We start from the raw sequence: 21,118 nt of genomic DNA, 5'->3' as shown, positions 1-21,118 counted from the left end.
TAGTAGAAATACATGTAATGAGCGTCTGCATGACACGGGTCATTGGGCTGAGCCATCTGGTTAAGATTGCTGCATTCTCCCCTGAAACTATCCATGCATAGAGTCTTTAGGCTGTGTACAATTCATTCTTACATTGTGTGGATGCGCCATGTTGTCGATTTCCTCCGATAGCAATGAAAAAAGCAAGCAGGGCGGCGAGTCCATCTTTTACGCTCACACGCTTTCATGAAGATATCGGTCGTCATTCCGGCATTCAACGAGATCTCCACCATTGATGAAATCATTGCACGCGTCCAAGAAGTCCCTATCGATAAAGAGATCATCATTGTTGACGACGCCTCAAGCGACGGTACGGCAGGCAGGCTGCACGAGATCAGCGTGCAACAATCAAACGTACGGGTGTTGTACCACCAGGAGAACAAAGGCAAAGGCGCCGCGCTCAGGACCGGTTTTGAGGCGGTCCGAGGCGATGTGATCATCGTCCAAGATGCCGATCTTGAGTATGATCCTGCAGAATATCCAGTTCTTTTGCAGCCCATTCTCGATGGTCACGCCGATGTCGTGTATGGATCACGTTTTCTTGGTGGACCGCACCGGGTCTTATTTTTCTGGCATTACATGGGAAACAAGCTCCTGACACTGCTCTCCAATGTTTTGAGTAATCTCAACCTGTCCGACATGGAAGTCGGCTACAAAGTATTCAGACGGGAGGTCTTACGTGATCTCTTCCTCAAGTCGGACCGATTCGGTTTTGAGCCGGAATTCACAATGAAGATTGCCAAACGGGGATATAGGCTGTACGAAGTGCCCATTAGTTACCATGGACGCACGTACCGGGAAGGAAAAAAAATCGGCTGGAAGGACGGAATAGCAGCTCTCTACACGATTGTCCGATTCCGGTTTTTTGATTAGGCAAGGATCGTAACGCATGGGTGCGAGTCCGAGTCATGGGGCGACGGGAATATCGAACAGCGAATACGAGTCCAGGGAACCGCTGGATCGAATATCTCCAAGAAGCGAACGGCTCAGTCTGGTCATCATACCGGTCCTGTTGACCCTGGTCGTGTGGTTGATTGGCCTGAACGATATCCATCAAGCGACTGATCCTGATTGGGAAGACACGGCGCCGTATCTGCAGATTGGCTTATTCATCAGTCAACATGGAGGCGCCACGAACTTCCTGCAACTCTGCCTTTCCGGAACGTATACTGCGAATAACCAACACCCTCTTTATCCATTACTGCTGTCACCGTTTGCCAGCCGCGACCTTGCATTTTTCGAACATGCCAAATTGATATCACTGGCGATGGGATGGCTTGCCGTTTTGGCATGCTTCTTTGTCGGATATCGTTTGTTCGGCCTTGCGGCGGGCACCGGAGGCGCCACGCTGTTGGCGCTCAATGAACTCTTCTATCAGGGCGCGTCGCACGTCTCATGTGAGACGGCGCTGATTCTGTTCATCTTATTGTTTCTGTATGGAAGCATCCGAGCGATGGAGCAGACCCGCAGCGGCGCGTGGGCAGCATTTGCCGGAGGATGCGCAGGCTTGGCGTTCATGACAAAGGGAACGGGTTTGCTCCTTGTTCCTGTCTATGTCGCGACACACCTCCTGCAGTTTGGCTTTCGTCGAGCCTTCAACCTCCGGCTGGCTGTATTTGCGGTCATGTTTCTCCTCACGGCGTCTCCGTTACTTGTGCGCAATAGCCTGGTATACGGAAATGTCACGTATGGGGGAATCAATAGTCATGTGTTGTGGTTGGACTCCTGGGCGGATCTCTACGATCCGCACTTCTCGGTCATCCGTACGTTGCCCGAACAGACATGGCATATCACGGATCCTCCGACGTGGCAGTCCTATCTTTCAAGCCATTCCTGGCGTCAGATCGTTGACCGGGTCGTAACCGGGATGATCGGCGAAGGTCGGCTCATCCGTCAGAGTATGGACACGCTCCTGCCCGTTCCTCAAATGGCATTCTCCATCGCCGTTCTTCTATTGAGCGGTCTGGGTTTGGTTTTTTCGCGCGATCGCACCCGGAAGGTGCTTGTCTCCCTGTTTCTGGGCGCGTTTATCCTGCCATTCGTCTGGTATTTCCAAGTTGTGCCGGCAATACGATTTGTCATGCCCCTCATACCGGTCATTTGTCTCTATGCTGCGGAAGGCTTCCTGAGGCTCGCGGCATTCTTCCAAACGAAATGGCTCGCGGGCACGCACCCCTCGTCGCTCAAGCAAGCGATCGTCCATGTCAACGGCGCCGGTCTGCTGTTGATCGTGGTTGCTCTGGGCATTTCAGGTGTTCGAACTCCGGAGCGTCATTTTTCGTTTGGGCAAGATTTTGAGGACATGTCGAGGTGGGCTGAGTCGAATACGCAATCCAACGATCTGATACTCATGAGTACTGCAAATCCGTATTGGAGATATGCCTGGCATGTCGGTTTTAAAGGACAGATCAAGATCTGGCATGCAAATAGCCTGTTTTTTCCGGAGGCCGATGTGTCGTTCCTGAAGACCGCTCTTCAAGATCGTGGGGCTGCCCGGAACAGCTACGCGATCATTCATGAAGGTGACCTCCGGCTACAACCGATATTGACCCGCCACTTTGATTCGGTCTCCCCGTACGGACTCATCGAGAAACAAGCGGTCGATGGTTGGCAACTGATCTATACAGATTCCAGTCACCCGGCCAAGTTTCTCATCTATCGAGTACATCCCCACGAACAACGAGACGCGTGAGACGCAATGACGGAGTCGCGGTGGATCGATCCATCCGTCGTTGCGGCCATTGACGTTCATATACGATAATGGGCATAGGGTCACATGAACTTGGAGCTTGGATGCGATTCTCACGCCGAACCATTCTGAAAGCGACGGGCCTCGGAGCACTGGCGGCCATGACCGGCGGCTGTGACGCGATGGGCGGAGTGTTTGGACGCATGTTCGCAGTTCCTGCGCGTGACACGGTGTACTTCACGCCAAACTCCAAATTTTACGTCGTCAACTACGCCGACTCCGCCGTCTCCATGTCCCGCGAGGTCAACATCGAGCAGTGGAAACTCGCCGTGAAAGGCGCGGTCAACAATCCGCTGTCGCTCGGCTGGCGCGATTTGCTCAATCGCGACTCCTACGACCAAGTGGCCACGCTCATGTGCATCGATACGCTTCCCGGCGGCGACAGTCTGGGCAATGCCACGTGGCGCGGCATTTCGCTCAAGAAACTCCTTCAAGAATGCGGGGCTGACGAGGAAACGGCGCGAGACGTCATTTTTCGCGGGATCGACGGCTACGATGACAGCATCCCGTTCAAACGTGCCATGCAGGACGACGTGATGCTTGCCTATTTGATGAACGGCGAGAAACTCCCGAAGGAGCACGGATTCCCGGTGCGACTGATCGTGCCGGGCCTGTACGGAATCAAGAACGTCAAGTGGATCGTCGAGATCGAAGTGTTTCCGGGCGATTATCTCGGGTACTGGCAGCGTAAAGGTTGGACCGACGACGGGACCATCAAGATCTTTTCCAGGATCGACTCGCCCGGGCATTACCAGAGCCTGCGCGGGACCGAACAGAAATTTCGGGGCATCGCCTTCGGCGGCCCAAACAGCATCGGCAAGGTGGAAATCAGCTTCGATGCCGGCCGGACGTGGAACGAGTGTCAGATCGAGCCGCCGATGTCTCCCTATTCGTGGGTCATTTGGAACTATACCTGGCGTCCGCCGAAGCAGGGGAAATACCAAACCGTCGTGCGTGCCACGGATACCAAGGGCCAATTGCAGATCGCCGAACTGATTCGGCCGCAACCGGCCGGCGCAAGCGGCTACCATACGATCGTCAGCGAGGTCACGGAGACATAGGGCATTCGTCTCTTCCCTGCATCTTTGCTTTTGGAGTAACATAGCGACGACTCGCGCTCTTCACATCGGCACATTGCTCCATGGGCGAACACATCATCACCGATCCTGTCGCGCAGGAATATTTCCGTGAAGGGACGACCGAACTTGAGAAGACGCAGTCGGCCGACGCGGTGCTGCGGAAGGCCGAGTCGTTCGGACGCAAGGACGCCCGGGACGATGTGATGCAGTCGGCCTTCTATTATCTTGCAGCGGCAAACTTCCTCGAAACCCGCGATCAGGCGCGATCCTCGCATGCCTATCATCAGGCGGGCTGCCAGCTGCATCGCCTCGAACAGTTCACGCAGGCCGGACGTGCCTATTCCAACGCGGGCCACATGGGAGAACGCGCGGCGCACACCGCTGTGGATGACCCCGTCCGGCATGATCTTCAGCACTTTGCGGTACGATCGTACTCGCGTGCCAATCACTGTTTCGCGGAGGCCGGCGAGTTGGATTGGTCGGAAACGGAATATCTGAACGAGCGGAATGCCAGGGTCATATGGGCCAAGATGCAAGGCAGGCATCCGTGGGCCCAGCTGGCCTGGAAAGCGACCAGCAACTATGGAACCAGTTTCTCGCGCTGGGGACTGTGGGTGCTCGGCACTATCGGGATCTTTAGTCTGTTGTACGAATGGTTCTTCCGGATTCATTGGCTTCAGCCGATGGAAGATATGACGGTGGTTCACTGGATTCCCGTCTGGTCCGGCATATATTATTCAGTCAATGTGACGGCCGCCCTCGGATTGGTGGACCACCAGCCCTCGAACATGATCAGTCAGGGCGTGGTGATCCTGAACGTGCTGATCGGTTATATCCTGCTCGGCATCGGAATCGGTATTATCGGCAAAATCATCAGAACTCGATAACCCCTTCTTCATATGCTCCGGCCTATCTCCATCCTTCTCGTGGTCATCGATGTCTGTTCCGTCCTGTTTGTCGTCACGCTCTACCGCTTCTCTTCGATCGAAGGCCTGATGCCATTCCTGGGATCCTTGCCCGGCATGCTCTGCCTCGCCGCCGCGTTCTTGCTGGCTACCTCGACAGTCTGGCTAGTCGGATACCTTCGAGGCCTGCCGGCAGGCTATGGCCGACAGGCCCGCCTGCTCATCGCCATGAATATCATCACGGTGATCGCCGCGGCCGCGGTGGGAGAAGTCGCTCTTCGAGTCGTTCACGAAATCGTCATGAGACAGCCGGCCCTGCATATCGCAGAACCCATGATGAGAAGCTGGGGCCGGACATCGGAACAGTTTCGAGCGGAACTGGATAAGCACGATCCCGACGGGCCCTACCACGAATTCGATCCTATTCTTGGATGGCGGATCGGGAGAAATCGGCACAGCACCGACGGCTTGTATGCCAGCAGTCTCGAGGGGCTCCGCAGTTCCAAGCCCGGTGAACCGGTCCTGACATGGTCGGTCTCCGATCCGATCGGAGTCCAGCCACGCCGTACACCTTTCCGTATCGCGCTCTTGGGAGATTCGTACACATTCGGTTACCGCGTGGCCTATGAAGACAGCTGGGCATCTCTGATCAAGCCACGACTCGGAGCCCGGTTCCACGTCGTCAACTTCGGCGTCATTGGCTACAGCGTCAATCAAGCGCGCTTGAAATACGAACGCGATGTCAGGCCTTCACATCCCGATATCGTCGTGCTGAGCGTCATTTCGCATGACTTCGTTCGAGACGGCTTCATCTATAATTTCCTGCCCTATCCGGACATGCTCGCGCTGCCCTATGCGAGGCCGAGACCGGTCGTGAGGGACGGGCACCTCTCCCTTCTCAACACGCCGTTGCCGTCTCCCGACACGATCTTCGCTCAACGGGACGTTCATGCTCTCCCGTTTCTCGAATACGACATCAACTACAACGCGTCCGAATGGGAGCGCGGCTCCTGGCGGCTTTTGCAACGCTCGTTTCTTTTCCGTGCTCTCACATCATGGTCCTACAGTCCGCCGCAGCAAAAGCAGAATGCCTTCGCCGTCGAAATCCGCAGGCTCGGACAACAGATCATCAAGGATTTCGTGGATGCCGTTCGTCGCGATGGAGCGCTTCCGTTGCTGGTCTACTTGCCGGACCGCCGCGACCTCGAGCCCTCGACGATCGGGCGGTCGGCCTATCGCATTCTGCCGGCCCCACGATTCTTCCAGGAGGCGGGACTCGAATATATCGACGCCACGCCCTGCATTTTGGCCGTTCCACCTGAGCGCCGTTTTCTCGAAGACAATCATTATACGGTCGAGGCCAACCGAGCTCTGGCTTCCTGCCTTCCCAAAATGATCCTGACCCGGCTGCCGGTTCAGACGGCAATGTTGGCGAATCCTTGACCTTCCGCCATGCTCGATGGACGGCAAGCGTTTCCATCGGCATGAAGGTCCAACAGCATGTTCAGAAGGAGTTGCTATGACGATCGTCATCAGCCTGCTGCTCGCTTTGATTTTCAACACCATGGCATGCGCGCCCCGAGCCTCCGACCGCATGGATGCTGTAGGCGCTGCCACGGACGGGACGCACACTCCGCTGCGACGTTCCGCGGTCGTCAACGGCGTGCAACTCAGTTATCTCGATACCGGAACTGGTCAACCAGTCATTTTTGTCCATGGCGTGGTGACCACCAGCAATATTTTCCCGGCATATCTCAATGCCTATTCCCCGAAGTTTCGCGGCATCGCGGTCGATCTGCGTGGCTATGGAGACTCCGACAAGCCGCCGACGGGCTTCACGATCAAAAATTTTTCCGAAGATTTAATCGCCTTGGCGGACCACCTCAACATCGGGCGGCCGGTGTGGGTCGGCGTATCGATGGGCGGAATGATACTCCAGCAACTCGCGCTGGATCATCCCGACCGGGTCCGCGCGCTGGTCTTGGTTTCGACGACCGACGGGGCCATGATCTTGGACAAAGATCTGCCGAGCATCGGACGATCGCGGGATTATCATGAGGTCTCAAAACAGATCATCGTGGAAAGTTTCCCGCCACACACCGCTCCTTCGCTCTACCAGCCCCTTCTGGATCGAATTCCGACGTGGAATGGAACCGTCTTGCGGGAGGCGCTGACAAGCATGGCTCAGGCCAACGTACACGGCAAGTTGAGCGCGATTCAGGTTCCTACTCTCGTCGTGGTCGGAGCAAAGGACGATGTGGCCACACCCGAGATCGCACGGGGGATTCAATCACAAATTGCCGGCGCGCGGCTTGTGCAGTTCGATACGGGGCACTTCATGATGGCTGAGGATCCTGAACGGTTTCGCAGCGTGCTGGGGGAATTTTTGGAGCAACCGCTGCGCTGACTATCGAGATGCGCTCAGGCCGGAATCAAGGTGGATGCGGGCGTTCCGGTCGAAGCAACGCGAGTTCAGAACCGGTCAACGGGCGCCATTCGCCGGATGCCAAATTCCCGAGTTGGACCGGACCGATCGCGATGCGCACCAGCCGCAGGGTTGGATGTCCCACTGCCGCGGTCATGCGACGGACCTGGCGGTTCATGCCTTCATGGATCGTCATTTCCAACCATGCTGTCGGAACGGATTTTCTGAACCTGATCGAAACCGGACGCTCCGGAAGTGTTGGCTCCTCCGAGAGCAGCCGGACATGGGCCGGTCTTGTCCGAACTTCGCCGAGGAGCACTCCGTCGCGCAGCTCTTGCAGAGCCGCTTCGCCCGGAACACGTTCGACCTGCACGAAATAGACTTTGGGAAGCTTATGACGAGGGTCGGTGATCCGATGCGCCAGCATCCCATCGGAAGTGAGGATCAAAAGGCCCTCGCTGTCCCGGTCCAGGCGCCCGGCTGGGTATACACCCGGCACATCGACGAACCGCGAGAGCGTCGGGCGTCCCTCGGGATCAGTAAAAGAAGGCAGCACTCCGTACGGTTTGTTCAGCGCAAGCGTTTCCGTTCTCGCACGTTTCTGGATCCGGCTCATCCTAGCTTGCGGGCTTGCCGTACTTTTGTTTGTACTCCTCGTAGCCTTCAAACGTCGTCTTGTAAAATTCCAATAGCTTGGCCTTATTCGGCTCTCGCGGATCCGGTGCTTCTCCACGTATCCACCGTTCCTCACTCTGGACGATCTCGGTAAACATCGGCACGGCCTTTTCGAGAAATTCAATATCCTTTGGCGTCAACTGCGCGCGCAATGCCGGCCTCTCAAGAAGGAAGCGGGATCGGTGAACGATGCTTTCGCTTTGATGCTGAGACATGTAGAAACGGACCAGCAGGGCCTGCATCGCGGCATCTTCCCAGTCGTCATAGGGCTTGCCTCCCGGTTCCGCAATCTTGGGGACATGGGTAAAGCGAGGAACGCCGGCCGTCGCACCAAGCCGTCCTGTTTTGACCAGGGCGTTGAACACGGTTTCGGCTGCCACGAGATTCCCCGGCTTCGTCGGATGGACGTGGTCCACGAACAAGTCGAATCCCGGAATAGCAGGAGCCGTCGCCCGATAGAAGGCATCTCCAAGACCGCCGACGGTCACATTGGCATGGCGCTCGGCGATGCGGCGAACCGACTCCTCGAATGCTGAGATCGACCGGAAGGGATTACAGTCATAATCACGCGCCAGGCGGTAATAGGAATAGGCCCTGTCGAATTGTTTGACGGCCTCGAAAGCACGGCCGAGATAGAAATATCCCTCGGCATATTGCGGATCGAGCGCGACGGAGGCTTCCAGTGCCGTGACGGCCTGGGCATGGCGGCCGGCCATCAGTTCACGGCGTCCCTCATGATAATGAGACTGCCATTGCTCCAGCTTGGCCCCTGTCACTGAGTTACAAGAGACGGCCGGATGCCATTCGCGCAGATTCGTCGGGTCGGCCGTCAAGATGACGGGGATGTTTCTGGCCTCGGCCTGTTCAACCATAGACTCCATGCTGCTTTCGAAATGCCGTTTGACCGCATCGAACTGCGCGGGGTCCATCCGTAAGGCCACGGCAACCTGCTCGAGCTTCGACCACATCGTAAAGAGGTGATGGCCGCGCTCGTGCGCGCTCAGGGTATTCTCTGGAAAGAGCCATCGGCCGACACGGCTGCCTCTGAATCCGCGATACAGAAGCGACTTATTCGCAAGGGCAAAGACCGGCTCGGCCCAGGCGTATCCCGTGCGATACACCCGCCGTTCGAGGAATTCATTATTTCCGCTCCAGATGACAAATGCGTCAGGCTGAAATTCCAGTGTCTCCTCAAAAATCAGACGCACTCGGTACGCCGCATACGCATGCGCGCTGAGATTCAGAACTTCGATCCTACGATCGGGGAAGGCCCGCTGCAGGGCCTGCTGCAGATATGCCGAATAGATTTCATCGCCCTGGTGCGGCCATCCGGCGCTGGCGGATGCGCCCAGACAGATGACGCGGAAGGTATTCGGTCCTTTTTCGGCGGGGAAGGACGTCAGCCGCTCGCTATACACGTCGCGATGAGCCACCTGATAGTACAACTTTCCATCGACTTCCCTTTTCACGAAGAAATCCGGCACGGACCCAAAACTGAGAAAAGGATCCTCCGGGACCTTGAAGCCGCTCACGCGGAGCCCAATCTCGAGAATGCACAATGGGCCCAGGACAACTACGAGAAGAATGATCATCAGGAACAGCAGCCGCTTCTTTCCACTCATCTTGGATACGCCACTTCCGGACCCTGCACCGTTCATCATTCCTCCACGTCGGTTTGAGTGACCACCGCATTCGCAAAGTCATGCTATCGTCAGAGATCTTCGGCATCAATCTAAATGCACAAGCTGTCTTTCTATGCTATTGCGGCATGAGCGGAGGGGGGTACGGCTCTATCATCCATGTTGACTTCACACGGGGTGAGGTTATTCGCTGGCGATGGGGTTTAGGGGACATACCGTCGGACAGACGGGTCGATCAGCTGCCTCGAACTCAAGAATCCTTCAAGCTGAATCTTCCGTCTAGGCAGGTGGCCTTGGAGTGGAGAAACCAGGGTGCAGCGGATGTCAGAGCCCAATAGCTCGAATAGATACAACAGAAACCTCAGAAGAACCGTCCGACGACTCTTTCATCCCTGGCGCTGCCCTGGCTGCGGATGAAGGCACTGTGCCGACACCGCGCACATTTGCAAAGCGAATTCCGGTCAGGCCCTACCGCTCACTGAGCGACGTATACTCGCGCCAGGTGCGGGTGATTCTCCACGATGCTCTGCATCGAGGACAGAAGCTGCTCCGGGGTGATTCGAGGTGAGTCAAAGTTGGCATACTGCGATTGAGCCAGCATGCCGAATTCCTGAACTCCCGACGGCGAGACGCCCAATAACGTGGCAAGCGAAACGAGATGCTCTCCTCCGCCGCGAGCAATGTCGCGCTTCACGGTTTGATAGTTGTAGGTAGCAAATGCGATCGGCCGGTATTCCGGATTCAGCACGCCGTCCTGGCTATACCACGCTCCTGGAGTGGTACTCGACGTGAAATCGAACATATCCTTCGTGGTTCCGGTCGGTGACGTCGTGCAGGCGCCTGCGAGCAGCGCCAGGCAACCCAATAGAAATCCGGTCGCCTTCATTTTCGGCTCATTCATATTTCACCTCCGTGTTTGGCCGGCCGAGAATTGCCGACGCTATGATAAAAGGAATGCCGCCTGGCATCAATAGGGCCGGAACCCTTTGCCATCTTGTTCCCTCGCCTGCGATAGTGCTCCTGCCTCGGGATTGATCATAGGAGCCGGATATGGTTTCATACCGCTGTGGCAAATCCGTAAGGAACCCTCATGCGCTGGGAAGGCCAACGAGAGAGCCAGAACGTTGAAGACCGCAGGGGCATGGGACCGGTCGCAGGTGCCGGCGGATTGGGAATCGGCGGGCTGGTCTTAGTTCTAGCCGTCAGTTATTTCACCGGCATGAATCCCCTCGCGTTGATCAGCATGCTCAACGGCATGCAGGAAATGGCACCATCTTCAGTGGAGGAAACAGCACCGACTGGTCCCGTCATGGACAAGTTAGGCAAGTTTGCTTCAGTCGTATTGGCCGACACCGAACGGACATGGGAACAGCTGCTCCCAACCATCGGCAATTCCTATCAGGATCCCCGTTTGGTTCTCTTCAGCGGCGGGGTGCAGTCGGCCTGCGGAATGACGTCATCAGCTGTCGGCCCGTTTTATTGTCCGGGAGACCGGAGGGTGTACCTGGATCTGTCATTCTTCAACGAATTATCCCAGCGTCTCGGCGCCCCCGGCGATTTTGCGCAGGCCTATGTGATCGCCCATGAGGTCGGACACCACGTCCAAAACCTGCTCGGCATAGCCGAGAGAGTGACCAACCTCCAGCGCCGCGCCTCGGAAGCGGAAGGCAACGCGCTCTCTGTCCGCATGGAATTGCAGGCCGACTGTTTTGCCGGAGTGTGGGGCTATCATGCCAAACACGAACGCGACTTGATCGAACCAGGCGATTTCGAGGAAGGCCTGCGAGCGGCCTCTGCGATCGGAGACGACAAGCTCCAGCGAATGTCGAGAGGTACGGTCCGGCCCGAGAGCTGGACTCACGGCTCATCCGAGCAGCGGGTGTCTTGGCTGCGCAAGGGACTGGAATCAGGAGACCCGAGAGCCTGCGATACCTTTTCGGGACATCGTCTTTAGATGGAAGTCGATATCGAGCGGGAGCATCATCTTTCCCATGATCCACCTCATGGATTCTGGGAGACATTGCTGGCCGATGCCCCCTGGAATGCCAAATCCGTTGTGGCCGCAGGCGCAGCCACGGTGGCCGGTTTGGCCTCCTGGGTTACCGACTACTCCTCTCCGGCCGTCGCCCGCTTCGGCGGATCCTACGTTGGAGGCTTTTTCATCGGCTGGGCCTTCCGGCGGTTTCTCCGCATTGGGACGCTTATCGCCGGAGCCGCGATGGCCGCCATCGCCATGTTGAAAAGCACGGGCTGGGTAGAGGTGGATTGGCCCTCGGTGGAAGCTCAGATCAGCCAGGGAATTACCGCCGTTCATCATGGCGCAGAAGGGCTCAAGCAAGCGGTTTCCGGCTATCTTCCATCGGCCGGTGCCGCTGCCGCGGGCGTTTTCTTCGGCTTTCGGAAAAAGTAAAATCTTCCCAACAATCCCAATCATCATACGTTGAAAGGATCGAGTATGCCTCTTCGCTCCGCTATTTGCTCTGTTCTCGTAACCACAGGATGCCTCCTGGTGAGCACTGGGCAATCCGTGCTCGCCGAGTCGATACCGTTTGAAGCATTGGAGCGCGCGAAACGGGCGACTGTAGGCATTCTCGAAGATACGCAAGATCCTCGTACTCCCGCCAAACTGGGCAAGATCACGGTCCGAGGAACCGGATTCCATCTCAAAGACGGTTACATCGTCACCGCCCGGCATGCAGTTGAAAAGAACAGTCCGTCCGGACAGATCGTTCCAAAAACCATTCATGTCCTGACCACCGATCTGAACGAACTGGTTGCACAACTCGTCGGAGAGAGCGCATTCCTCGACATAGTGGTCTATAGGATTCCCGAAGCACACCGGGCGATCTTGACTTCCTTCGCCGGCTTCGCCACAGGAGACATACGTGCGGGGAGCGAGGTGTTTACAGTGGGTTATCCCATGGGATGGGGACCGACAATGGCCTTCGGTCGCCTGGGAAACATCAATACGTTCTTACAAACGGTCGAAACTCGTTTGATTCAAGCCGATCTCTCTGCCTGTAGCGGAAATTCCGGAGGTGCGCTCTTCAACCTCACAGGCGAAGTCGTGGGAATCATGCACGCCGTGATTCAGACGGAAAAAGAAGAAACGCGCGTGCATTGCAGTCAAATGGCGTTCGCTATCCCCGCGATGCTTGCCGAGCGTATTGTCAACGCCGCAATCGACGGGAAGCCGCTGGCCTTTTCCAAGTTGGGCATTCACATGACGCCCGTCAAAGATGGAACAAAATGGCGGATGGCCGTGAAAGATGTATCCGAACCCTCCAAGTCGGCAGGTATCCAAAAGCACGACGTGCTGTTGGCGATCGAAGACACGGAAATTCTGGATGCGGCGCAGCTCAAGACCTATTTGATCGAACGGACCAGCCCCGGGCAGCGCGTGTCCGTCAAAGTGCGGAGGGTCGACGCGGATCTGACTTTCACGGTCACGCTGGCTGCCGGGTGAACGGATCAAGAGTTCGAGTCCAGCAGGAGTGCTACGTCTTCGACTTTGCCCCGGACCGGGCGCTGCGACAGATTGCCGACTACAGTTGTCGCTTGAACGTGAATGAGGTAAGCCCAGAAAAAAGGTGGCAGAGTTCATCAGCTTCCTGCCGGTACTGGCTTATGACGGCAGTTCCATGAAGCAGATTGACGCCGCCGGCATTCTCGACATGGCGATGAGTGGCACGACTGCAACCTTGTTGGCCCGTCGCTGGGAAAGCGCGCTGCTGGTCAATGTGGACAACGGTACCTTGCGTCGCCTGATGGACAACAAAAAGGCGATGGATGCCCTGATGAGCATCGAGGGATTTCGTAATCTCAATCAGGAGATCGAGACCATCATCAACAAGTCCGACGCGGTGAAGAAGGTCCGTAAGGAGGCCAACGAAAAGACGGAGTTGACAAAAGAAGAGAAGGAGTACAAGAACCTTCGGAAGCAAATTCAGGAGAAGCTCATCAAGTTCGCCACGCGGATTCCCATCTTCATGTACCTGACCGACTATCGAGAGCGGTCGTTGAAGGATGTAATTACGCAACTTGAACCTGGACTATTCAGGAAGGTCACAGGATTGACCATGAAGGACTTCGAGTTGCTCGTCGGCCTGGGAATCTTTAACAGCGCCCTACTGAATGACGCAGTGTATAAGTTTAAGCGCTACGAGATTCCAGCTTGAGCTACACCGGGATCAACAAGCACGAGGGCGAGGACGTTGGTCTATATGACACCATATTGAGCCGTAGCGATTACGAAGCAACCTTCGTGAATGAGGCGGTCCAGGCATACCCAAGCACAAAGCGGAGTCGATGAGCCGACTAATAGTCGAACAAACAGGGTCAGGTTGAGATGGCCCCGGAATAACAGACACTTTTGACTGGGGACAGGATTCCCCGAGAAGGTGTCCGATGAGTTCACGAAAGCGCTTTACCCCCGAGTTCAAGCGTGAGGCGGTGCAACTGCTCGAGAGCGGGAGTCGTCCGGCTTCGGCGCTTGCTCGGGAACTAGGGATCGCCCGCAATCAGCTCTACAAGTGGCAGACCGAACTTCGGGCCCGTGGCGTAGGAGCATTTCCCAGACCTGGCGCATGGAAAGAACGCACCACCGAGATCGCGCGGCTCAAACGCGAGTTAGCGCGCGTCACCGAGGAGCGGGACATTTTAAAAAAAGTGGCGACGTACTTTGCCAGAGAATCCCAGCCTGGCTACACTGTCGACAGTAGCGATAGTGCCAGCTGTGCGCTTCTAGTCGAGGTTAGCGGCGAGGGGTGATGGTGAGGAGTTTGACGGAAAGGCCGAGGGCCTGTGCTTCTGCCGCTAGCCGCTTGTCTGCGGTTAGGGTAGAGGCTCCGGAGGATTCGGCGACTGCCAGATACAGGGCATCGAGCGTGCGGAGGATGTCCTGCAATTGGGTCAGCCACGATCTGGCCATCCTGTAGTCACGTGTCCGTACGGGTAGAATGCGGCAGTATCCTTCCTGCAGGTGCGTCTCGAATTGCGTGAGAATGCGGGCGCCTTCTTCACGGGACAAGGCTTTCTCTCTTATCTTTCGTGAGACGGCTGAGGTTAGCTGTACCGATGTCAGGTCCCTGATCGTCGGCGAGGTGAGGTTCACAGCGTCCGCTCTGCAAGAAGACTGATGGGTTCAGGGCAATAGTAGGCCGCGAGTACGCTGGTATCGACGTAGGTCGTCACGCGCGTTCTTCCGTCCTGGCCTGCTGGACGATGCGGCTTAAGGAGCCGCCTTTCGGCCTGATCGTACGGCGGAGAGCTGCGAGTGACGGTAGGTGTTTGGGCCGTTTCGCGGGTGGCACCAACTTGGCGACCACGGCTCCGTGTCGAACGATGGTGATCGTTTCACCGGCTTCAACACGGTCGAGTAATGCCTTGAGCTGAAGCCGAGTTTCTTTGACGTTGACGGTTCCCATGGCATCCTCCTGTGCACACGTTGAATGTACATTGTGAGCGAACTGTGATCAAGTTGGGGCAAGAGGTCAACCGACCAACGAAGATGCAAGGGGTTATAGCCTCAGTCTTCTTGATTGCAAAGTGCCATCATGCGAAATTTCCTGGCTCCGACAAAGAATTTGCAGAAACTAAAAGGTGAAGGACAAAATTTAAGGGGTCGCCCATCTCGGAGGCTCTGGTCAAGGACACATACGCATCTGCACGCGACTCGTCGGAAAAAATGAGACGCGTCTATGCGAGACTTCTCCTCTCCTCTCCACTATACTCGCGCGACTCAGTCGCATCCTGGTTGTCGCCATTTGCGCAGGAAGAAAGGGGTCGGGAGCACTCTCAATGGACGAAAAGGAGCCACCTCAGGCCTTGCAATCGTACAGTGATGGCTCTGGTGGTGTCAGACAATCTCGATAAGTGTTTCGCCGGCGGCAAGGCGCTGCAGGATATCCGGAAGCAGCGGTTCCAACCAATTCCGAAGGGCAATATTAGTGGCATTGCCCAATCGCAACCAGACAACCGCTGCCGGACCATCGACAAGTATGGCCAGCGTGGCAAAGTCCTCGTCCTTTGTCATGATGATATAGTCGTTTCGGCGGGCGAATTCGAAGACCGCGCGATCGTCGAGAGTCAAACCAGGCTGATCACTAACGTGAATCGATTCGTGTGCATGCTCGCAGAGCCAAACGGCAAGGCCGGGTGGGAGATTCGCGTCAACGAGGAACTTCATCCAGACCGTGCAGGCACGATACTATGGTTCAAATAAGCGGCGGCATAGGCCATGGCTGCGCGGATGTCGTCGCGCTCCAAGTATGGATAGTCATGTAGGATCTCTTTCTCGGAGGTACCAGCCGCCAGCATATCGAGGATGTCCTGCACACGGATACGCAGCCCGCGGATACAAGGACGCCCGCCGCATTTCCCGGGCTCGATGGTGATGCGATGGAGAAGGGTTGTCTTCATCAATGACGACGTGCCAAATGGACTCCATCTGCGGTGAAACCAGCGGCACTATAACACTGGCGTAGGGTTCGATCAACAACAGAGGCTCGTTCTTCTCGTACCGTACGTTCGTCGAAACGACCCCTTTGAAAGAGGTTCTCGGACGAAAGTGGGGCTTGCAGGACATCATTGTGGATTGACGTTGGTCCCATTCCGAGACAACTCTTAGCCAGAGCACAGGGAGCAGAAAAGAGGTCCGGTAGACCCTTGGACGCTGGTATGCGAATGGTTCCCGACCCCGTCCTCAGGGCTGCGAACATGTGCTCTCGCCAGGACGTTCAAACGGCCTGCTCGGCAAAGGCCGCAGAGAGGTCCGCGGCGCGAAGAATAATGAGCGCCACGTTTGCGGACGGGCGCGAGTCGGTGAGCGTCCGGTGTTTTGAGGCGAATCGTACTCTGTTTCCACCTGCCCACCCACCGACTGTGGGAACAGTCGTCTTCCCGGGTCGCACCCGCCCGCCCCGAGCGGCCAAAGCCGCTCTTGCCCGGGGCCACACGTTGAGCCTTTGAACGATGTGAGAACGACGCCGGCGGTCGTTTCAACGTCCTGGGAAAGCCTGGTACCAGCCGTTGGCCTGTACGGGCGTCACCGGACAATCGAACAGACGCCCCAGGTTTTTGTCGGTCAAGATCAGCGCCTTCGGGCCGTCAGCCATGACAGCCCCCGATTGAAGAAGAATCACCCGCTCGATCTCCGGCGGAATTTCGTGCAGATGATGCGTCACCAGCATCACCGTCTTGCCTTTACGAATCTGCGCCCGCAACAGATCGAGATATTGGAAACAGGCTTTCAGATCCAGACCGCTGGTCGGCTCGTCCAATACCAACACCGGCGGATCGTGAACGAGCGCGCGCGCAAGCAGGAATCGCCGCTGCTCGCCAGTCGAGAGCTGTCCAAACCGCCTGGCGGCTAATGAGCCTATGTTGAGTTCGTCTAACAGCTCCTTGGCTCTGGTGATCTGTCGATCGGTGAATGTTTGGTGATCGTAGGTATCATTGCTCGCATAAAAGCCCGACAGGACGACGTTCAACCCTTCTGCGGAGGCCAGGTAGTCTTGCTGAAGATCGTGTGAGACGATTCCGATGCGCGTCCTGACGTCCCACACGCTGTAGAGTTCCTGCCCGAATATGCGCAGGCGCGTCTGATCCAGCGGCATCGGATGCACGTGACCCAGAAGCAGTTTGAGAAGCGTCGACTTGCCCGCTCCGTTCGGACCCACGATCGCAATGTGCTCGCCCTCTTGCAGGGTCAGTGAGAAATCACGAAAGACGCAGGTGTCGCCTTGATAGACCGTGGCGTGTTGAATGTCGAGAATCGGAACGCGGTGAGGCGACGGCATGAGTTGGCGGTAAGTCAGGCCTCGTTCGGCTCGGAATTCACTCTCGCCGGCTTCCGGCTCTTCTTGGAGCCGGTCGTCTCAGCCGCTCTCGCGGCAATCTTCGGCGTCGAGGTGGTAACGTCGGCATTCTGCGCCCGGTGGAGCAGCGAGTGGTCAATGAGCACCAGCGCCAGCATCGCCTCGGCGATCGGCGTCGCACGGATCCCGACGCAGGGGTCATGCCGCCCATTGGTTTCGATGGTAGTGGCACGGCCGGCCTTGTCGATGGACCGGCGGGGAATGCGGATGCTGGACGTCGGTTTGATCCCGATCGTGACCACAATATCCTGGCCGGTTGAAATCCCTCCGAGAATTCCCCCCGCGTGATTGGTCGTGAATCCGTCCGGCGTCAGTTCGTCTCCATGTTCGGAACCCCTTTGCTCGACGGCGCGAAAGCCCGCCCCAATTTCTACGGCCTTGACCGCGTTGATGCTCATCATGGCGGCAGCCAAGTCGGCATCGAGCTTGGCATAGACCGGCGCGCCCCATCCGACCGGCACCCCTTCGGCGACTACCGTGATCTTCGCGCCGACTGAGTCACCGGATTTTCTGAGTTCGTCCATAAACGCTTCCAGTTCAGACACGCGATCCGGATCGGCCGAGAAGAATGGATTCCCGTGGACAGCATCCCAGCTCTTGAACGGAACGTCGAGCGGTCCCAATTGACTGAGATGGCCGCGCACTCGCACACCATATTTCTCGCGCAGCCATTTCCGTGCGATGGCCGCAGCGGCAACCCGCACGGCCGTTTCGCGTGCGGACGCGCGGCCGCCTCCCCGATGATCCCGGATTCCATATTTCTGCCAGTAGGTATAGTCGGCGTGGCCGGGCCGGAAGGTCTCCGCAAGATTTCCGTAATCACGACTTCGTGCATCTTCATTGCGGATGAGCAGCGCGATCGGTGTTCCCGTCGTGATGCCTTCGAACACGCCCGAGAGAATCTCGACGCGATCCGTTTCCTGCCGTTGCGTGACGTGACGAGACGTGCCGGGCTTGCGGCGGTCAAGATCCTGTTGAATCTCTTCCGGGGAAATCGGAAGGCCGGGAGGGCACCCGTCGACGACGCAGCCGATCGCAACCCCGTGGCTTTCTCCAAACGACGTGACGGTGAAGACTCGACCAAACGTATTGCCGGCCATACGATAGATCAGCCTCCTATTCGACCAAATCGAGTTTGATCCGCAACTCCTTCAACTGATCGGGGCTGACGGCGGATGGAGCATCGGTCAATGGGCATTGCGCCCGTTGGGTCTTGGGGAATGCAATTACATCGCGTATGGACTCGGCAGCTCCCAGCAGCATGATCAGCCGATCCAGGCCAAACGCGATGCCGCCGTGCGGGGGCGCCCCATACTCCAGCGCGTCCAGGAGAAACCCAAACTTGGCATGCGCCTGATCCTTGTCGATGCCGAGCAGGTCCAAAATCCGCATCTGGATGTCGCTCCGATGGTTTCGGATGCTCCCTCCCCCGATCTCGTTCCCGTTCAGGACCATGTCGTATGCCTTGGCCCGCACTTTCAACGGTTCGCTGTCGAGGAGCTTCAGATCTTCGTCCATCGGAGCGGCGAATGGATTATGCATGAACACATACCGCTTCTCTTCCGGTGAATAGTCGAGCAGGGGAAATTCGGTGATCCAGACGGGTCTCCATGCCGATGTCTCGATCAGGTGGAGTTCCTCCCCGAGAAGAAGCCTGATTCTCCCGAGCACGTCGTGGACGACCGCAGGCTTGTCGGCGCCGAACAGCACCAGATCACCGGGCTTGGCTTCCGGCAGCGCGGTTCCAAACGCTTTGGCATCGAGAAACTTCGCGATGACGGACTCGAGTTGGCCCTCCCCGGTGATTTTTAACCACGCGAGTCCTTTCGCGCCGAAGCTCTTGGCAGTTTCGGCCAAGGCATCGATGCGGCTTCGGGCCATCGCCGCTCCACCTTTGACGATCAAGGCTTTGACGATTCCCCCCTTTGTCGCCGCGTCCTTGAACACCTTGAACTCGCTGGCGGCGGCGAAGGCGGTGACATCGTACAACGGCATCTCGAAGCGCAGGTCCGGCTTGTCGGAGCCGTAACGCCCGATGGCTTCCGCGTAGGTCATTCTGGGAAACGGTGTGGGCAGATTCACACCTCCGGCCTCGCGAAACACCGTGACGATCATCTGCTCCATGAGGGTCATGACCTGTTCGCGGTCCACGAACGACATTTCCAGATCGATCTGGGTGAACTCCGGCTGGCGGTCGTTGCGTAAGTCTTCGTCGCGAAAGCATCGTGCGATCTGATAATACCGGTCTACGCCGCCGACCATCAGGATCTGTTTGAACAGCTGCGGGGACTGGGGTAACGCGAAGAACTGTCCGGGATTGACCCGGCTCGGCACGAGATAATCACGCGCGCCTTCGGGCGTGCTTTTCGTCAGCATTGGAGTCTCGACCTCCAGAAATCCTTGCGCATTGAGGTAGCTTCTCGTGGCTTGGGTGATCGCATGGCGCAACGCCAACAATCGTTGCATTCGCGGACGGCGGAGATCGAGATAGCGGTATTTGAGCCGGACGGCTTCCGTCACTTCGGCGTCGTCCTCGATGAGAAACGGAGGCGTTTTCGCCTCGTTGAGGACCTCGACGTCGTCCACGAAGATTTCAACTTCGCCGGTGGAGAGGTGAGGGTTTTTGGATTCGTCAGGCCTGGCCATGACCTGCCCGGTGACGGACACGACGCACTCGCTACGGAGCGCATGCGCAGCCCGATGCACGTCCGGATTTCTCTCCGCATTGAACACCACCTGCGTCAGGCCGGTCCGATCACGCAAATCGATGAATATCACCGTCCCGTGATCCCGGCGCCGCTGGACCCAGCCGTTCAGAACGACGGTCTTGCCGACATGGGATGCGTTCAGTTCACCGCAGCGGTGCGTTCTCAACTTCATGCCACTTTCACCTTCCTCGATGTATGGCGCTTCGTGCGTTTCGGTCTCGCCCACCCTTCGCGCCTGGCCGGCCGCGCGGAAGACGCACCCTGCGGCTGTTCAGTCTCCGCCTTGCGTTTCTCGACCAGCTCCCTCAAGGCATTGGCTTCCCGGTCGCTGAGAAAGCGAAACTCCCCGGGTTCGAGATTCCCGAGGATAAGCGGTCCCATTTTCACCCGCGTCAGCTTGGTCACCCTGTGGCCGACCGATTCCAGCATCCGCTTGACCTGATGTTTGCGTCCTTCACGAATCGTGATTTCCAACCATGAATTCTGTTCGGCCTTCCGGACCTTCTTCACAAGCGCGGGACCGGTCATGCCATCTTCGAGCCGGACACCCTGTTCCAGACGTGCGATCTCCTCATCCGTCAAGATGCCTTTCACCTTGATGAGATAGGTCTTGGCCACATGATAGCGGGGATGAAGCAAGGTTTGCGACAGGTCTCCGTTGTTGGTCAACAGCATGAGACCTTCGCTGTCGAAATCCAGCCGGCCGACCGGAAACACCCGTACCGACACTCCTCGAAGATAATCTTTGACCGTGGGACGCCCGCCCGGATCATCCAAGGTCGACATGACGTGCTTGGGTTTGTTCAACAACAGATAGACAAACGGCTGAGGAGCGCTGAGGTGCTTCCCATCCACTTTGACGTGGTCTCGACCCGGTTCCACCTTGGTCCCCAATTCGGTGATCACCTTGCCGTTGACCGCGACTCGTCCGGCTGCGATCAACTCCTCGGCCTTGCGGCGGGATGCGATTCCAGTTCCGGCGATCAGTTTTTGCAAACGAATTTCCATCAACTTCCCCGCG

Annotated in this window: 21 protein-coding genes and 1 pseudogene; 11 read left to right on the top strand and 11 right to left on the bottom strand. The window is 57.2% G+C overall.

Going from position 1 to position 21,118, the window contains the following annotated elements:
- The first annotated feature begins 225 nt into the window (after positions 1-225).
- The 6 genes from W02_RS19835 to W02_RS19810 all read left to right on the top strand — a co-directional run bounded on the left by W02_RS19835 (position 226) and on the right by W02_RS19810 (position 7,179).
- A complete protein-coding gene (locus tag W02_RS19835) occupies positions 226-912 on the top strand; it encodes a glycosyltransferase family 2 protein (RefSeq protein WP_173050905.1) in 687 nt (228 codons plus the stop codon).
- Positions 913-928: 16 nt separating this feature from the next.
- Positions 929-2,731 (top strand): glycosyltransferase family 39 protein, encoded by a 1,803-nt coding sequence (locus W02_RS19830; protein WP_173050903.1) that lies wholly within the window; start codon positions 929-931, stop codon positions 2,729-2,731.
- Positions 2,732-2,832: 101 nt separating this feature from the next.
- Entirely contained in the window at positions 2,833-3,849 is a 1,017-nt protein-coding gene (locus W02_RS19825) for a molybdopterin-dependent oxidoreductase (RefSeq protein ID WP_173050902.1), read from the top strand.
- 80 nt (positions 3,850-3,929) lie between these two features.
- Entirely contained in the window at positions 3,930-4,754 is an 825-nt protein-coding gene (locus W02_RS19820; RefSeq protein ID WP_173050901.1) for a hypothetical protein, read from the top strand.
- A 12-nt stretch (positions 4,755-4,766) separates the two neighbouring features.
- On the top strand, positions 4,767-6,215 hold the full coding sequence (locus W02_RS19815; protein ID WP_173050900.1) for an SGNH/GDSL hydrolase family protein: 1,449 nt from the start codon (positions 4,767-4,769) through the stop codon (positions 6,213-6,215).
- 76 nt (positions 6,216-6,291) lie between these two features.
- The gene (locus W02_RS19810) at positions 6,292-7,179 is read left to right on the top strand and encodes an alpha/beta fold hydrolase (protein WP_173050899.1); all 888 of its coding nucleotides are present in this window, start codon (positions 6,292-6,294) and stop codon (positions 7,177-7,179) included.
- 25 nt (positions 7,180-7,204) lie between these two features.
- On the opposite strand, the gene W02_RS19805 is transcribed toward W02_RS19810, so the two are convergent.
- The 3 genes from W02_RS19805 to W02_RS19795 form a co-directional block, all read right to left on the bottom strand.
- The gene (locus W02_RS19805) at positions 7,205-7,813 is read right to left on the bottom strand and encodes a pseudouridine synthase (RefSeq protein WP_173050898.1); all 609 of its coding nucleotides are present in this window, start codon (positions 7,811-7,813) and stop codon (positions 7,205-7,207) included.
- Between the two features lies 1 nt (position 7,814).
- A complete protein-coding gene (locus W02_RS19800) occupies positions 7,815-9,494 on the bottom strand; it encodes a bacterial transcriptional activator domain-containing protein (protein WP_173050897.1) in 1,680 nt (559 codons plus the stop codon).
- A 493-nt stretch (positions 9,495-9,987) separates the two neighbouring features.
- Complete coding sequence (locus W02_RS19795) at positions 9,988-10,413, bottom strand: DUF3015 family protein (protein ID WP_173050896.1); 426 nt, start codon at positions 10,411-10,413, stop codon at positions 9,988-9,990.
- A 189-nt stretch (positions 10,414-10,602) separates the two neighbouring features.
- Between W02_RS19795 and W02_RS19790 the strand changes: the two genes are divergently transcribed.
- The 5 genes and pseudogenes from W02_RS19790 to W02_RS19770 all read left to right on the top strand — a co-directional run bounded on the left by W02_RS19790 (position 10,603) and on the right by W02_RS19770 (position 14,282).
- Positions 10,603-11,466 carry a neutral zinc metallopeptidase gene (locus tag W02_RS19790; protein ID WP_173050895.1) on the top strand — a complete coding sequence of 288 codons (864 nt, stop codon included), beginning with the start codon at positions 10,603-10,605 and terminating at the stop codon, positions 11,464-11,466.
- On the top strand, positions 11,467-11,922 hold the full coding sequence (locus W02_RS19785; protein ID WP_173050894.1) for an FUN14 domain-containing protein: 456 nt from the start codon (positions 11,467-11,469) through the stop codon (positions 11,920-11,922).
- Between the two features lie 99 nt (positions 11,923-12,021).
- The gene (locus W02_RS19780) at positions 12,022-12,978 is read left to right on the top strand and encodes a S1C family serine protease (RefSeq protein ID WP_173050892.1); all 957 of its coding nucleotides are present in this window, start codon (positions 12,022-12,024) and stop codon (positions 12,976-12,978) included.
- A 17-nt stretch (positions 12,979-12,995) separates the two neighbouring features.
- A pseudogene (locus W02_RS22295) lies at positions 12,996-13,824 on the top strand (restriction endonuclease); the annotation flags it as partial.
- Between the two features lie 95 nt (positions 13,825-13,919).
- Positions 13,920-14,282, top strand: coding sequence for a transposase (locus W02_RS19770; RefSeq protein WP_173050890.1), 363 nt, complete (start codon positions 13,920-13,922; stop codon positions 14,280-14,282).
- Here the strand turns inward: W02_RS19770 and W02_RS19765 are convergent.
- From W02_RS19765 to W02_RS19730, 8 genes are all read right to left on the bottom strand, one after another.
- Positions 14,266-14,541, bottom strand: a complete 276-nt coding sequence (locus tag W02_RS19765; protein ID WP_173050888.1) for a type II toxin-antitoxin system VapC family toxin — start codon at positions 14,539-14,541, stop codon at positions 14,266-14,268. The genes W02_RS19770 and W02_RS19765 overlap by 17 nt on opposite strands.
- Before the next feature lie 160 nt (positions 14,542-14,701).
- Entirely contained in the window at positions 14,702-14,938 is a 237-nt protein-coding gene (locus W02_RS19760; protein ID WP_173050886.1) for a type II toxin-antitoxin system Phd/YefM family antitoxin, read from the bottom strand.
- 431 nt (positions 14,939-15,369) lie between these two features.
- Positions 15,370-15,699 (bottom strand): DUF5615 family PIN-like protein, encoded by a 330-nt coding sequence (locus W02_RS19755; RefSeq protein ID WP_173050884.1) that lies wholly within the window; start codon positions 15,697-15,699, stop codon positions 15,370-15,372.
- Positions 15,696-15,932: a DUF433 domain-containing protein gene (locus W02_RS19750; protein ID WP_173050882.1), complete on the bottom strand. Its 237-nt coding sequence runs from the start codon at positions 15,930-15,932 to the stop codon at positions 15,696-15,698. The genes W02_RS19755 and W02_RS19750 overlap by 4 nt, the downstream gene beginning before the upstream one ends.
- Before the next feature lie 578 nt (positions 15,933-16,510).
- Positions 16,511-17,311, bottom strand: coding sequence for an ABC transporter ATP-binding protein (locus W02_RS19745; RefSeq protein ID WP_173050880.1), 801 nt, complete (start codon positions 17,309-17,311; stop codon positions 16,511-16,513).
- A 14-nt stretch (positions 17,312-17,325) separates the two neighbouring features.
- The gene (gene aroC, locus W02_RS19740; RefSeq protein WP_173050878.1) at positions 17,326-18,489 is read right to left on the bottom strand and encodes a chorismate synthase; all 1,164 of its coding nucleotides are present in this window, start codon (positions 18,487-18,489) and stop codon (positions 17,326-17,328) included.
- Positions 18,490-18,505: 16 nt separating this feature from the next.
- A complete protein-coding gene (aspS, locus tag W02_RS19735; RefSeq protein ID WP_173050876.1) occupies positions 18,506-20,269 on the bottom strand; it encodes an aspartate--tRNA ligase in 1,764 nt (587 codons plus the stop codon).
- The gene (locus W02_RS19730) at positions 20,266-21,105 is read right to left on the bottom strand and encodes a pseudouridine synthase (RefSeq protein ID WP_173050874.1); all 840 of its coding nucleotides are present in this window, start codon (positions 21,103-21,105) and stop codon (positions 20,266-20,268) included. The genes aspS and W02_RS19730 overlap by 4 nt, the downstream gene beginning before the upstream one ends.
- Positions 21,106-21,118 lie beyond the last annotated feature (13 nt).

This window comes from Nitrospira sp. KM1, assembly GCF_011405515.1.
Taxonomy (GTDB): Bacteria; Nitrospirota; Nitrospiria; order Nitrospirales; family Nitrospiraceae; genus Nitrospira_C.
Note: the sequence above shows the minus strand (reverse complement) of the source record. Positions and strands in the feature narration are given on the sequence as shown.

Bases quoted from the DNA above. Each gene is read 5' to 3' on its own strand.
- aroC (WP_173050878.1), bottom strand. From the start codon at position 18,489: ATGGCCGGCAATACGTTTGGTCGAGTCTTCACCGTCACGTCGTTTGGA.
- W02_RS19760 (WP_173050886.1), bottom strand. From the start codon at position 14,938: ATGGGAACCGTCAACGTCAAAGAAACTCGGCTTCAGCTCAAGGCATTA.
- W02_RS19785 (WP_173050894.1), top strand. From the start codon at position 11,467: ATGGAAGTCGATATCGAGCGGGAGCATCATCTTTCCCATGATCCACCT.
- W02_RS19750 (WP_173050882.1), bottom strand. From the start codon at position 15,932: ATGAAGACAACCCTTCTCCATCGCATCACCATCGAGCCCGGGAAATGC.
- W02_RS19815 (WP_173050900.1), top strand. From the start codon at position 4,767: ATGCTCCGGCCTATCTCCATCCTTCTCGTGGTCATCGATGTCTGTTCC.
- aspS (WP_173050876.1), bottom strand. From the start codon at position 20,269: ATGAAGTTGAGAACGCACCGCTGCGGTGAACTGAACGCATCCCATGTC.
- W02_RS19805 (WP_173050898.1), bottom strand. From the start codon at position 7,813: ATGAGCCGGATCCAGAAACGTGCGAGAACGGAAACGCTTGCGCTGAAC.
- W02_RS19820 (WP_173050901.1), top strand. From the start codon at position 3,930: ATGGGCGAACACATCATCACCGATCCTGTCGCGCAGGAATATTTCCGT.
- W02_RS19800 (WP_173050897.1), bottom strand. From the start codon at position 9,494: ATGAGTGGAAAGAAGCGGCTGCTGTTCCTGATGATCATTCTTCTCGTA.
- W02_RS19810 (WP_173050899.1), top strand. From the start codon at position 6,292: ATGACGATCGTCATCAGCCTGCTGCTCGCTTTGATTTTCAACACCATG.
- W02_RS19730 (WP_173050874.1), bottom strand. From the start codon at position 21,105: ATGGAAATTCGTTTGCAAAAACTGATCGCCGGAACTGGAATCGCATCC.
- W02_RS19770 (WP_173050890.1), top strand. From the start codon at position 13,920: ATGAGTTCACGAAAGCGCTTTACCCCCGAGTTCAAGCGTGAGGCGGTG.
- W02_RS19745 (WP_173050880.1), bottom strand. From the start codon at position 17,311: ATGCCGTCGCCTCACCGCGTTCCGATTCTCGACATTCAACACGCCACG.
- W02_RS19755 (WP_173050884.1), bottom strand. From the start codon at position 15,699: ATGAAGTTCCTCGTTGACGCGAATCTCCCACCCGGCCTTGCCGTTTGG.
- W02_RS19790 (WP_173050895.1), top strand. From the start codon at position 10,603: ATGCGCTGGGAAGGCCAACGAGAGAGCCAGAACGTTGAAGACCGCAGG.
- W02_RS19835 (WP_173050905.1), top strand. From the start codon at position 226: ATGAAGATATCGGTCGTCATTCCGGCATTCAACGAGATCTCCACCATT.
- W02_RS19825 (WP_173050902.1), top strand. From the start codon at position 2,833: ATGCGATTCTCACGCCGAACCATTCTGAAAGCGACGGGCCTCGGAGCA.
- W02_RS19830 (WP_173050903.1), top strand. From the start codon at position 929: ATGGGTGCGAGTCCGAGTCATGGGGCGACGGGAATATCGAACAGCGAA.
- W02_RS19795 (WP_173050896.1), bottom strand. From the start codon at position 10,413: ATGAATGAGCCGAAAATGAAGGCGACCGGATTTCTATTGGGTTGCCTG.